We start from the raw sequence: 11,774 nt of genomic DNA on the forward strand, positions 1-11,774 counted from the left end.
TAATCACGGTCGCCGCGACGCCGGGACGGGGTCCCGCGGCTCATCGCCACGGCAGCCGCGCCCGCACCTCGAAGCCGCCGTCGGGCGTGGGGCCGTGTTCCAGCGTGCCGCCGGCCAGTGTCGCCCGCTCGGTCAGCCCGATCAGGCCCTGCCCGGAGCCGGGGACGACGGGCACCTCGTCCTCGGGCGGGGCGTTGCGCACGGACACGGCGAGACCGTCGCCCGGCGCCCCGGCGACGGAGACGGTGACCCCGGCCCCGGGGGCGTGTTTACGGGCGTTGGTCAGGGCCTCCTGGACGACGCGGTAGGCGGTGCGGCCCACCGAGGCGGGGACGGCGGCGGGGTCGGTGACGCCGGGGGCGTACGCCACCTTCATGCCGGCCTGCCGGGACTCGGCGACCAGGGTGTCCAGTGCCGCGAGCGTCGGCTGGGGGCGGGCCCCGTCGCCTGAGGGCTCGTCGGCCCGCAGTACGCCGATGATCTCCCGCAGGTCCTGCAGCGCCTCGTGCGCGCTCTCCCGGATGACCCCGGCCGCCCGCGCCACCTCCTCGCGGGACGCGTCGGGCCGGAACTCCAGGGCGCCCGCGTGCACGCTGAGCAGCGTCAGCCGGTGGGCGAGGACGTCGTGCATCTCCCGGGCGATGGCCTCCCGGGCCAGCCGTTGCGCCTGCTCGGCCCGCAGCCGCGCCTCCGTCTCCGCGCGCCTGGCCCGGTCGCGCAGGCTGAGCAGGAGCTGGCGTCTGGACCGGGCTAGCATGCCCCAGCCGGCCGTCGCCACCGCCAGCAGGGTGCCGAGGAGGATCACCGCGAGGTAGGGCAGCTGGGGGTCGGGGCGCAGCCAGTAGAGGAGCGGCTGCACCAGCACGTTGGCTCCGGTCAGCCACGCGGTGTACCGGAAGGGCCGGTGCACGGCCACGGTGAACAGGGCGACGAGGGCGGCGCCGGCCGAGGTGACCGAGAGGAGGCCGACGGGCACCAGCGCCACCGCGAGCCCCACCGGCCGGCGGCGCCTGAGCCACACGGCGCCGCACGCCAGGGCGCCGAGGAGCTGGTCGGCGACTCCCCACCCGTGCGGGAGGTGGGCTTCCTGGTCCAGCGACTCCACGCTCAGCAGGCCGATCAGCACGGCCAGTCCGAAGCAGGCGAAGTCCACGAGCCAGTCGCGTGCGGTGCGCCGGGACCGCGGGCCGGCCCCGTCGCCGACGGTGTCCGGGTCGAGCTGGTCGAGCAGCGCCGACGGCATCAGCCAGCGCGGTCCGGGCAACGCCGGGGTGGTCCGTACCGTCTTGTCTTCGCTCACGTCGGACGAATCTACGCAGCTCCGGCGGCCGTGACCGCCGTGTGCGACGCATCGGCGACCGAAGTCGCACGGCTGTGGACCTTGGATGCGGCGGGCGGGGCACGGCACAGACTTCGGTCGCCCATGTCTCGCCCCGCGGCCGATGTGGGTGGGGGGTCCGCGGGGCGAGGGTCCATGGCATGAAGAAGCTGCTGGAGATCGTCGGATTCCTCGCCCTGGTGCAGGGCGTGGCCGGCCTGGTGCACGAATTCACCGACTGGAACTGGGGATTCGTGCACCGGCTCGGCCTTCTCGACGGCTACGAGATCTATGCGAGCGTCGCCCTGATCGTGCTGGCGCTCGCCCTGTTCGCCGCCGCCGAGGGCCGGGACGACGGCTGATCAGGAGACGGGTCCCGCAGGACGCCGTGTTCAGCAGCCGTAGTCGACGAGGTCGAACGACGCGTAGTGGTCGGCCGTGTAGTAGTCCTCCTGGTACTCCTCGCCCGTGACGATCCGGCGGGCGCCGCGGGTGTCGGAGCCCGGGGTGATCACCGTGTACTCGTGGTAGTAGCCGGAGGACTGGCTGGGCAGGATGCCCTCGCGGTTCTGGAAGACGGTCCCGTCCTGCTCGTACGGGTAGGGGCCGCCCTGTTCGATCAGGTCGAGCGTGTCGTGGGCCTGGGACGGCAGGTCGCTGTAGCAGATGTCGCCGACCGCGGCGGTGGCGGCGCGCACGGTGGTGGCGGCGCCCGCGGTGGTGGCGGAGACGGAGCCGCCCACGAGGAGGGCGGACAGGACTGCGGCTGCGGCGCCGATCCGAGCGGCGCGTGGGGGGAATCGCATGACGTCATGATGACGCGCGTAGACACTGGCATGTCAATGACAAGTCCGTGGAGTTTCCCGGGACGTCATATGAGTTCTCCGCGAGTTCACGTCACGGCGGGCGTCGTCGGCAACGGCGGTCAGGTCGACGTCCGTTCGCCGCCAGCAGGGGCGGACGGGGCCCGCTGGGATGGAGCCATGAACACGAACACGAACACGAACGCACCCGCCCCCAGCCCCCTGACCGGCCGCAAGGCCCTCGTGACCGGCGGCAGCCGCGGCATCGGCGCGGCCACCGTGCTGCGCCTCGCGCGGGAGGGCGCGGACGTCGCCCTCACCTATGTGAACGGCAAGGACGCTGCCGAGGACGTCGTACGGGCCGTCGACGCGCTGGGCCGCCGGGCGGTGGCCCTGCGCGCGGACTCCGCCGACGCCGAGGAGGCAGCCGGCGCGGTGGAGCGGGCGGCACAGGCGCTCGGCGGCATCGACGTGCTGGTCAACAACGTGGGCCTGGGGCTGCTGGGCCCGCTGGAGAGCTTGTCCGTCGCCGACGTGGACCGGCTGCTGGCCGTGAACGTCCGGGGCGTCTTCCTGGCCTCCCGGGCCGCCGCGTCCCGCATGACCGAGGGCGGGCGGATCATCACCATCGGCACCTGTATGACCCAGCGCGTACCGGGCCCCGGCGGCACGCTCTACGCGATGAGCAAGTCGGCGCTGATCGGGCTGACCAAGGCCCTGGCGAGGGAGCTGGGGCCGCGCGGGATCACGGCGAACATCGTGCACCCGGGTCCGATCGACACGGACATGAACCCGGCGGACGGCCCCTACGCGGACGGTCAGTCCGCCCTGACGGCACTGGGCCGTTTCGGCACGGCTGAGGAGGTGGCGTCGACGGTGGCCCATCTGGCGGCCGCCTCCTACGTCACCGGCGCCGAGTTCGCGGTGGACGGCGGCCACTCCGCGTGAGGTCACGGCGCGCGGGGCACACCGGTGCTGTCCTGCCGGTGCGCCCCGCGGGTCTGTGCCGAGCGGCGGGTCAGCCGCCCAGTTCCTGACGGCGGGCGGCCAGGCTCGCCGCGCCGTCCTCCGTCAGGGAGCCGAACAGGCGCAGCCGGGAGATGCCGCCGTCGGGGTAGATGTCCACGCGCGCGTGGGTGCCGACGGCCGGCTCGGGCAGGACGAAGCGGTGGTTGGTGTCGGGCTGCATCCGGGTGCGGGGCAGCACCTCGCGCCACTCGCCGTCCTCGCCGTCCTTCACGGACACCGACGCCCAGCCGGCCGAGTTGCCCTTCAGGTAGGCCGTGTCGATCTCGACGGCGCGGATCTGGGAGCGGTCCACCAGCCGGTAGCTGATCCAGTCGTTGCCCCGGTCACGGCGGCGGCGGGTCTCCCAGCCGTCGTCCATCTTGCGGGAGCGGCCCGGCTGGATGGTGTTGGTGGCCGGCGAGTAGAAGAGGTTGGAGGCGTCCAGGACCTGGCCGCCGTTCTCCAGGGCGACCACGTCGAAGGTGCCGAGCGCGGCGAGCCACGCCGGGTCGGGCACGACCTCGCCGTAGACCCGCAGGCGGGCGATGCCGCCGTCGGGGTGCTGCTTGAGGCGCAGGTGGGTGAAGCGCTGCTCGGCGGAGACGGCGAAGCCGTTGGCCGCGTGGCCGCCGACCGCCGTGCGCGGTACGAGGGTCGTCCACTTCACGTCGTCCGCGAGCAGCTCCTCGGGCGACGGGGAGCCGGCGACCGAGGCGCCCTCGACGGAGACGGCCTGCGGGTAGTTGCCGCGGAAGTGGGCGGTGTCGACGACGATGCCGCGGATCACGCCGGGGGCGCCGAGGCGGATCAGCGCCCAGTCGTGGTCGTCCTCGGTGGGCCAGGGGTGCTCGGCCGAGACACCGCGACGGCGGCGGGTCTCCCAGCCGTCCATGACCTTGCCCTTGTGACCGAAGTGCTCGGGGTCGAACTCGGCGGGCTCGGGCACCAGCAGGTTCTCGCGCTGGGCGAAGAACTCGTCGTTGGCGGCGACGACACCCGCGCCGAGCTGCCGGTCGGCAAGGTTGGCGTACTGGGTGAAGGGGAGGTCGGCGCTGCGGTAGTCCGCGTACGGGTCACCGCCTCCGTAGGGGTTCGCATCGCCGGTGAAGCTGGCCAACGAGGTGTTCTGCTGGGCCGTCACGGTGATCAGGAGTTCCTTTCGGGGTCGTTCGACGGTGTGTGGGGGCAGGTCCGGACGTGGATCACGGGGTCCGGGTGAGGAGCTGTCCCTTCGGGTCGGTGAACGCGCCGTCCGCCACGATGCGCTCTCCGCGCAGCCAGGTGGACTTCACGACGCCGTACAGGGTCTTGCCCGCGTACGCGGTGACGCGGTTGCGGTGCTGGAGGCCGGCCGGGTCGACGGTGAAGGTCTCGTCGGGGGCGAGGACGGCGAAGTCGGCGTCGTGGCCCGGTGCGATGGCGCCCTTGCGGGCGTCCAGGCCGACGAGGCGGGAGGTGTTCGCCGACATCCAGCGGACGATGTCCTCCAGGCCGTGGCCGCGTTCGCGGGCCGCGGTCCACATGGCCGCGAGGCTCAGCTGGAGGCCGGCGATGCCGCCCCAGGCGGTGGCGAAGTCGTCGGTCTTCAGGTCGGCGGTGGAGGGCGAGTGGTCGGTGACGACGCAGTCGATGACGCCGTCCGCGAGCGCCTGCCACAGCAGGTCCTGGTTGGCGGCCTCCCGGATGGGCGGGCAGCACTTGAACTCGCTGGCGCCGTCCGGCACTTCCTCGGCGGTGAGGGTGAGGTAGTGCGGGCAGGTCTCCACGGTGAGGCGGACACCCTCGGCGCGGGCCTCGGCGATCAGCGGCAGGGCGTCGCTGGAGGACAGGTGCAGCACGTGCACCCGGGCGTTGAACCGCTTGGCCTGCGCGATGAGGGCGGCGATGGCGGTGTCCTCGGCGTCGCGCGGCCGGCTGGCGAGGAAGTCGGCGTACTTGGGGCCGCCCTGCTGGGGCGCCGCCTCGAGGTGGTGCGGGTCCTCGGCGTGGACGATGAGCAGGCCGTCGAAGGCGGCGATCTCGGCGAGGGACCGGGCGAGCTGCTCCTGGTCGAGGTGCGGGAACTCGTCCACGCCCGACGGCGACAGGAAGGCCTTGAAGCCGAAGACGCCGGCCTCGTGCAGTGGGCGCAGGTCCTTGACGTTGTCGGGCAGGGCGCCGCCCCAGAAGCCGACGTCGATGTGCGCCTTGTCGGCGGCGACCTGCTGCTTGATCCGCAGGTTCTCGACGGTGGTGGTGGGCGGGAGGGAGTTGAGCGGCATGTCGACGAGGGTGGTGATGCCGCCGGCCGCCGCGGCACGGGTGGCGGTCCAGAAGCCCTCCCACTCGGTGCGCCCGGGGTCGTTGACGTGCACGTGGCTGTCGACCAGGCCGGGCAGGACGACGTGGTCGCCGACGTCCTCCAGGCGGGCGCCCGCCGGGACGGGCGCGTCGTACGGGAGTACGTCCGTGATCGTGCCGCCGCTCACCGCGACGGACGCGGCGCGTATGCCCTCGGGAGTGATGACACGCGTCGAGCGCAGCACCAGGTCAGCCTGGGACACCCGAACCCCTCTCTCTGCTGTCGTTCCGCCGCCGGTCCACCGCCGGCCCGTCGGTTCACCCGCGGGAACGGGACCTCTCACCACGTAACGGACTTCAACGTTCTGTTGAAGGAGTCTTCACTTCCCGTTCCATGGCGTCAAGAGGCACCCTTTGTCTGGGCACGCTCAACGAACCCGCTCTGGACGTTTCCACAAAGCGGAATTAGAATTCCGACAGACAGAACGTAGCTACGTACAAGCGGGGAGTCAACCGGTCGCCGGGTAGGCTTCTGCCCTCCCGCCAGCCCCGAAAGGAACGTGCCGTGCCGACGTCCAGCGCCAGCACCACCGACTCCGCCAGGTCCGCCTCAGGTGGCGTCCAGTCCCTGGAACGCGCCTTCGACCTGCTCGAACGGATGGCGGACGCGGGCGGCGAGGTCGGCCTGAGCGAGCTCTCCGCGAGCAGCGGGCTGCCGCTGCCCACGATCCACCGCCTGATGCGCACGCTGGTGGCCTGCGGATACGTACGCCAGCAGCCCAACCGGCGCTATGCGCTCGGCCCGCGCCTGATCCGGCTCGGCGAGTCCGCGTCCCGGCTGCTGGGCACCTGGGCGCGTCCGCACCTGGCGCGGCTGGTCGAGGAGACCGGCGAGACGGCGAACATGGCGCTGCTCGACGGGGACGAGATCGTCTACGTCGCCCAGGTGCCGTCCAAGCACTCGATGCGCATGTTCACCGAGGTCGGCCGGCGCGTCCTGCCGCACTCGACGGGCGTGGGCAAGGCGCTGCTCGCCGACTTCCCGGCGGAGGAGGTGCGGGCGCTGCTCCAGCGCACGGGCATGCCGGCCGCGACGGAGAAGACGATCACCACGCCGGACGGATTCATCGCGGCGCTGGAGGACGTGCGGCGCCAGGGGTACGCGATCGACGACAACGAGCAGGAGATCGGGGTGCGCTGCCTCGCCGTCTCCGTGCCGAACTCCCCCACCGCCGCGGCCATCTCCATCTCGGGCCCGGCGGGCCGGGTCACGGAGGACGCGACCGACCGGATGGTGCCGCTGCTCCAGGAGGTGGCGGCAGAGCTGTCCGAGGCGCTGCTGGCGTCGAACGGCAATCCGGCCGCCTGAGCGGCCTCACGCACCGAGTGTTCAGCCCCCGGCGGCCACCCCGCCGGGGGCTGTGTCCGTCGCGCGCCGGTGGCTCACCGCCGGAGCCGGGCACCGGTGACTCGGCGCCGGAGCGATGCACCGGTGCTTCAGCTCCGGGGCGGGTCCCCGAACAGCTCGACCGCGTGCCGGACCTCCGCCAGCCCGCCGGACAGCGCGCTGACCGAGCCGATCGCACCGGCCACCAGCAGCAGGGAGCGGCGCAGCCTCGGCAGCTCCGGGACGCCGTGGTCCGCCATCGCGGCCAGGGCGGCCAGCTCGTCCTCGGCGATCGCCCGGTCCGGGAAGTCCGTGGGCAGCAGGGCGAGCCGGCGACGCAACCGGGACACCGCGGCCCGCAGTGCCGTCACTCTCACGTCCTCGTCGCCGACGGTCACCTGTCTCTGCCCCAAGCTCTGCACCACAGTCCCTCCCCCTCGCACACCGTTGTGCGCCCCTGCGTGGTGAGCGTGCCGCGCGCCCCCGGACGACGGTCGGACGCCGGGGACGCGGGCCAGTAAACGCCACCCGGTACCGGACGCGCCACCGCGAGGACCGAAATTCAGTCCTGCGAAACCGGTTGCTCATCCGGAGGTTTGACGCGCGGTCAGGTATGCAGGACACATGGCCAACAACGAGGACCAGGTGGCGGGGCTGCTGCTCGCCGCGGGCGGCGGACGACGGCTCGGCGGCCGGCCCAAGGCACTGCTCGAACATCGCGGACATCCGCTCGTCGAACACGCGGTCGAGGCGCTCCGTGCGGCCGGATGCGCCCGCGTGCATGTCGTCCTGGGGGCGCGGGCCGAGGAGGTGCGCGCGCGGGCGGCGCTCACGGGGTGCGTCCTGGTGGACAACCCCGAATGGGAGCACGGCATGGGCACCTCGCTGCGGGCCGGACTCGCCTCGTTGTCCGGCACGGAGACTCGGGCGGCGCTGGTCTCGCTGGTGGACCAGCCCGGCATCGGCGCCGAGGCGCTGGCGCGGGTGCGCGCCGGGTACCGGAACAGGGAGTCACTCGCGTCGGCGGCGTACGAGGGCGTACGCGGGCACCCCGTCCTGCTCGGTGCAGCCCACTGGGCGGGCGTGTCGGCGAGTGCCACCGGCGACCGGGGGGCACGCGCCTACCTGAGGGAACACGAGACGGAGATCGCGCTCGTCGAGTGCGGCGACGTGGCCCGGCCGTACGACATCGACACGGCGGCCGACCTGCGCCACCTTGAGTGAGGGGCATGGCACTGGGAGCCACTGTCCCTCGACTCAGAGAATCTCGACATCAACAAACCATTGAAGTTCCACGATGAGGAAACTACTATCCACTGACCAGAAGCACTCGACCGCACAACGAGTGCGCTATGCCCCATACGTGCCCGTTGGCACCCGGTGCCACCGCTGAAGGAAGTGACAGCTCATGTCCGCACCAGCGCCGTCCACGCTGGCCATCGTCGACGCCGAGCCCCTGCCCCGGCAGGAGGAGGTCCTCACCGATGCGGCGCTCGCCTTCGTGGCCGAGCTGCACCGGCGGTTCACGCCCCGGCGTGACGAGCTCCTCGCCCGCCGTGCCGAGCGCCGCGCCGAGATCGCCCGCACCTCCACGCTCGACTTCCTCCCGGAGACCGCCGCGATCCGCGCGGACGACTCCTGGAAGGTGGCCCCCGCTCCGGCCGCGCTGCAGGACCGCCGTGTCGAGATCACCGGCCCGACCGACCGCAAGATGACCATCAACGCGCTCAACTCGGGCGCGAAGGTCTGGCTCGCGGACTTCGAGGACGCCTCCGCCCCGACCTGGGAGAACGTGGTCCTCGGCCAGCTCAACCTGACCGCCGCCTACACCCGCACCATCGACTTCACCGACGAGCGCACCGGCAAGTCGTACGCCCTGCGCCCGAACGAGGAGCTGGCGACGGTCGTCATGCGCCCGCGCGGCTGGCACCTGGACGAGCGCCACCTCCAGGTCGACGGCCGCCCGGTCCCCGGCGCCCTGGTCGACTTCGGCCTGTACTTCTTCCACAACGCGCAGCGCCTGCTCGACCTCGGCAAGGGCCCGTACTTCTACCTCCCGAAGACGGAGTCCCACCTGGAGGCCCGCCTCTGGAACGAGATCTTCGTCTTCGCGCAGGACTACGTCGGCATCCCGCAGGGCACCGTCCGCGCCACCGTGCTGATCGAGACGATCACGGCCGCGTACGAGATGGAGGAGATCCTCTACGAGCTGCGCGACCACGCCTCCGGTCTGAACGCCGGCCGCTGGGACTACCTGTTCTCCATCGTCAAGAACTTCCGTGACGGCGGCGAGAAGTTCGTGCTCCCGGACCGCAACGCGGTCACGATGACCGCGCCGTTCATGCGCGCGTACACCGAACTCCTCGTGCGCACCTGCCACAAGCGCGGCGCGCACGCGATCGGCGGCATGGCGGCGTTCATCCCCTCCCGTCGCGACGCCGAGGTCAACAAGGTGGCCTTCGAGAAGGTCCGCGCCGACAAGGACCGCGAGGCCGGCGACGGCTTCGACGGCTCCTGGGTCGCCCACCCCGACCTGGTCCCGATCGCGATGGAGTCCTTCGACAAGGTCCTCGGCGACAGGCCGAACCAGAAGGACCGGCTGCGCGAGGACGTCGACGTCAAGGCGGCCGACCTGATCGCGATCGACTCGCTCGACGCCAAGCCGACGTACGCCGGTCTGGTCAACGCCGTGCAGGTGGGCATCCGTTACATCGAGGCGTGGCTGCGGGGCCTGGGTGCCGTCGCCATCTTCAACCTGATGGAGGACGCGGCCACCGCCGAGATCTCCCGCTCGCAGATCTGGCAGTGGATCAACGCCGAGGTCGTCCTCGACAACGGCGAGCAGGTCACCGCCGACCTGGCCCGCAAGGTCGCCGCCGAGGAGCTGGCGAACATCCGCGCCGAGATCGGCGACGAAGCCTTCGCGGCCGGCAACTGGCAGCAGGCGCACGACCTGCTGCTGACGGTCTCCCTCGACGAGGACTACGCCGACTTCCTGACGCTGCCGGCGTACGAGCAGCTCAAGGGCTGACGCCCGGTCCGCACAGGACACCGCCCGCGCCCCCGGTACCGCACAGCACCGGGGGCGCGGTCGCGCGTGCGGGTCACTCCAGGTGCACGGACCAGTCCTGCTCGGCGGGCGGCTTGCCGTGCAGGTCGGGGACCTGCTTGAGCCAGGCCGGCCGGCCCCGCCGGGTACGTGCCGCCCGCCGCTCCTCCTCGGCGGCCAGCTCCTCCCGGCTGGGGAAGCCGGCCGGCAGCCACTGCGCGGACGCCTTCACCCTCGCCGAGAGGTAGTCCGCGTACGCCGTCCGCAGCTCGTCCGGCCCCGCGAAGCCGGGCTCGCCCGCGAGCCACGCGTCCGGCACCTCGGCGACGATCTCGCGCAGCAGCGCGTCGGTGACCTTCGGCGCGAGTTCGGCGTCCGCGGCCCGGACGTCGGGTGCGTAGTGGCCGAGGGCGTGGTGGCGCAGGTCGTACGCCCTCTCGGGGGCGGAGGCGTCCCAGCGGTGGTGGAAGACGAGGGCGGCGCCGTGGTCGATGAGCCACAGGCGCGGGGGTACGGCGCCGAAGGTGGGCCACACCATGAGGTTGGAGCTGTGCACGGTGCGGTCGACGTTCGCGGTGAGGGCGTCCAGCCAGACGATCCGCCCGGCCTCGACCGGGTCCACGGGGAACGTCTTCGCGACCTCGGGCGTGAAGTCGGCGGCGCCCGGCAGATAGTCCATGCCGAGGTTGATCCCGGCGCTGGCGTTCAGCAGATCCCGCACCTCCTGATGCGGCTCCCCCTCGCCGACCGACGGATCGAAGTCGACGAGAACCAACTCGGGCACACGCAGCCCGAGCGCGAGCGCCAGCCGCCCGACGATCACCTCGGCGACCAACGCCTTGCGTCCCTGCGCGGAGCCGGTGAACTTCACGACGTAGGTCCCGAGGTCATCGGCCTCCACGACCCCCGGAACGGAACCGCCGTGATGCAGGGGCTCGACGTAGCGGGTCGCTACGACCTCTCTCAGCACTTTCCCGGGCCACCCATCTCTTCGGCTTTGTGATCCACGGACGACTGGGGAATGTCGATCGGCGAGTCGATCTCATAGTAACCGGGGGTGATCGTCGGCAAGGTCGGTGACGGCTTGTCGGTCGCCTACGGGGTGAGTGACGCTGGTCATGTCACTGGAGAGGCCGAGGGCAGCACGGTTACCTACGCCGATGCGCGACCGGGCTCGGACGTGGAGTTCATTGCCGGCGGTGATTCCGTCAAGGAGACGCTGGTCCTCAAGGACGCGAGTGCGCCCACGGAGTGGCGATTCCCGCTGACCCTGGAGGGGCTGACGGCGGCAATCGACGATCACGGTGGTGTCGTCTTCGCCGACGCCGACGGGGAGGTGCGCGCGTGGACTCCGGCGGGTTGGATGCAGGACTCCCATCTGGCACCGGACTCCAACGAAGGCGTGATCTCCTCCGGTGTCACCTACAGCCTGGAGGAGGACGGCGGGCGTCAGGTCCTCGTGGTGAAGCTGGACGAGGAGTGGCTTGCCGCCCCGGAGCGTGTCTTTCCCGTGCGGGTGGATCCCTCGGTGAGGTCCGTGGATGCCACCTCGGGCACGTATGTGGAGTACCCGTACAACCAGAACTTCGCCTCGGACACGGTGCTGAAGGCCGGCACGTACGACGGGGGCGGTCACAAGGCAGCGGCGTTCCTGCGCTTCAGCGGTGTGGAGAGCACACTGAAGAACGCGTGGGTGCTGGGGGCGAACCTGGCTCTGTACAACACGTGGTCCCAGTCCTGCACGGCGCGGCCGGTGACGGTGCACCCGATCACGTCGAACTGGTCGGAGACGACGACAACGCAGTACCCCGGCCCGTCGACCGGTGCGTCGCTGGCGTCGAAGAGCTTCGCTCACGGCTGGCGGGCGGGGGGGCGGGCGCGGGCCCCCGCCGCGGCGGGCCCCCCGCGGCCCAACCCCCCCGGGCGGGG

12 protein-coding genes are annotated in these 11,774 nt (G+C 71.9%); 6 read left to right on the forward strand and 6 right to left on the reverse strand.

The window, feature by feature from the left end:
- Window positions 1–40: 40 nt before the first annotated feature.
- Window positions 41–1,243 carry a histidine kinase gene (locus AB0E77_RS14565; RefSeq protein WP_361569936.1) on the reverse strand — a complete coding sequence of 401 codons (1,203 nt, stop codon included), beginning with the start codon at window positions 1,241–1,243 and terminating at the stop codon, window positions 41–43.
- A gap of 236 nt (window positions 1,244–1,479) precedes the next feature.
- Here AB0E77_RS14565 and AB0E77_RS14570 point away from each other — a divergent pair, with 236 nt between their 5' ends.
- Complete coding sequence (locus AB0E77_RS14570; protein WP_361569763.1) at window positions 1,480–1,680, forward strand: hypothetical protein; 201 nt, start codon at window positions 1,480–1,482, stop codon at window positions 1,678–1,680.
- A gap of 30 nt (window positions 1,681–1,710) precedes the next feature.
- Here AB0E77_RS14570 and AB0E77_RS14575 read toward each other — a convergent pair whose 3' ends face one another.
- The gene (locus AB0E77_RS14575; RefSeq protein WP_361569765.1) at window positions 1,711–2,124 is read right to left on the reverse strand and encodes a ribonuclease domain-containing protein; all 414 of its coding nucleotides are present in this window, start codon (window positions 2,122–2,124) and stop codon (window positions 1,711–1,713) included.
- A 177-nt stretch (window positions 2,125–2,301) separates the two neighbouring features.
- Here AB0E77_RS14575 and AB0E77_RS14580 point away from each other — a divergent pair, with 177 nt between their 5' ends.
- Window positions 2,302–3,069: an SDR family oxidoreductase gene (locus tag AB0E77_RS14580; protein ID WP_361569767.1), complete on the forward strand. Its 768-nt coding sequence runs from the start codon at window positions 2,302–2,304 to the stop codon at window positions 3,067–3,069.
- A gap of 70 nt (window positions 3,070–3,139) precedes the next feature.
- On the opposite strand, the gene alc is transcribed toward AB0E77_RS14580, so the two are convergent.
- Both alc and allB read right to left on the reverse strand, forming a co-directional pair.
- Window positions 3,140–4,270: an allantoicase gene (alc, locus tag AB0E77_RS14585; protein ID WP_361569769.1), complete on the reverse strand. Its 1,131-nt coding sequence runs from the start codon at window positions 4,268–4,270 to the stop codon at window positions 3,140–3,142.
- Between the two features lie 61 nt (window positions 4,271–4,331).
- Window positions 4,332–5,672 (reverse strand): allantoinase AllB, encoded by a 1,341-nt coding sequence (gene allB, locus AB0E77_RS14590; protein ID WP_361569771.1) that lies wholly within the window; start codon window positions 5,670–5,672, stop codon window positions 4,332–4,334.
- A gap of 302 nt (window positions 5,673–5,974) precedes the next feature.
- On the opposite strand from allB, the gene allR reads away from it, so the two are divergent.
- A complete protein-coding gene (gene allR / locus AB0E77_RS14595) occupies window positions 5,975–6,778 on the forward strand; it encodes an allantoin degradation transcriptional regulator AllR (RefSeq protein WP_361569772.1) in 804 nt (267 codons plus the stop codon).
- A gap of 128 nt (window positions 6,779–6,906) precedes the next feature.
- On the opposite strand, the gene AB0E77_RS14600 is transcribed toward allR, so the two are convergent.
- A complete protein-coding gene (locus AB0E77_RS14600) occupies window positions 6,907–7,221 on the reverse strand; it encodes a DUF5955 family protein (protein WP_361569774.1) in 315 nt (104 codons plus the stop codon).
- A 199-nt stretch (window positions 7,222–7,420) separates the two neighbouring features.
- On the opposite strand from AB0E77_RS14600, the gene AB0E77_RS14605 reads away from it, so the two are divergent.
- Together AB0E77_RS14605 and aceB are read left to right on the forward strand one after the other, a co-directional pair.
- Window positions 7,421–8,020 carry a nucleotidyltransferase family protein gene (locus tag AB0E77_RS14605; protein ID WP_361569776.1) on the forward strand — a complete coding sequence of 200 codons (600 nt, stop codon included), beginning with the start codon at window positions 7,421–7,423 and terminating at the stop codon, window positions 8,018–8,020.
- Window positions 8,021–8,204: 184 nt separating this feature from the next.
- Window positions 8,205–9,827, forward strand: coding sequence for a malate synthase A (aceB, locus tag AB0E77_RS14610; protein WP_361569777.1), 1,623 nt, complete (start codon window positions 8,205–8,207; stop codon window positions 9,825–9,827).
- A 73-nt stretch (window positions 9,828–9,900) separates the two neighbouring features.
- On the opposite strand, the gene AB0E77_RS14615 is transcribed toward aceB, so the two are convergent.
- Entirely contained in the window at window positions 9,901–10,815 is a 915-nt protein-coding gene (locus AB0E77_RS14615) for a HipA family kinase (protein ID WP_361569779.1), read from the reverse strand.
- Between the two features lie 87 nt (window positions 10,816–10,902).
- Between AB0E77_RS14615 and AB0E77_RS14620 the strand changes: the two genes are divergently transcribed.
- Window positions 10,903–11,774, forward strand: an 872-nt coding sequence (locus tag AB0E77_RS14620; RefSeq protein ID WP_361569781.1) for a DNRLRE domain-containing protein, incomplete at its 3' end; no start/stop codon positions are given.

The organism is Streptomyces sp. NPDC032940, assembly GCF_040636935.1.
Taxonomy (GTDB): domain Bacteria; phylum Actinomycetota; class Actinomycetes; order Streptomycetales; family Streptomycetaceae; genus Streptomyces.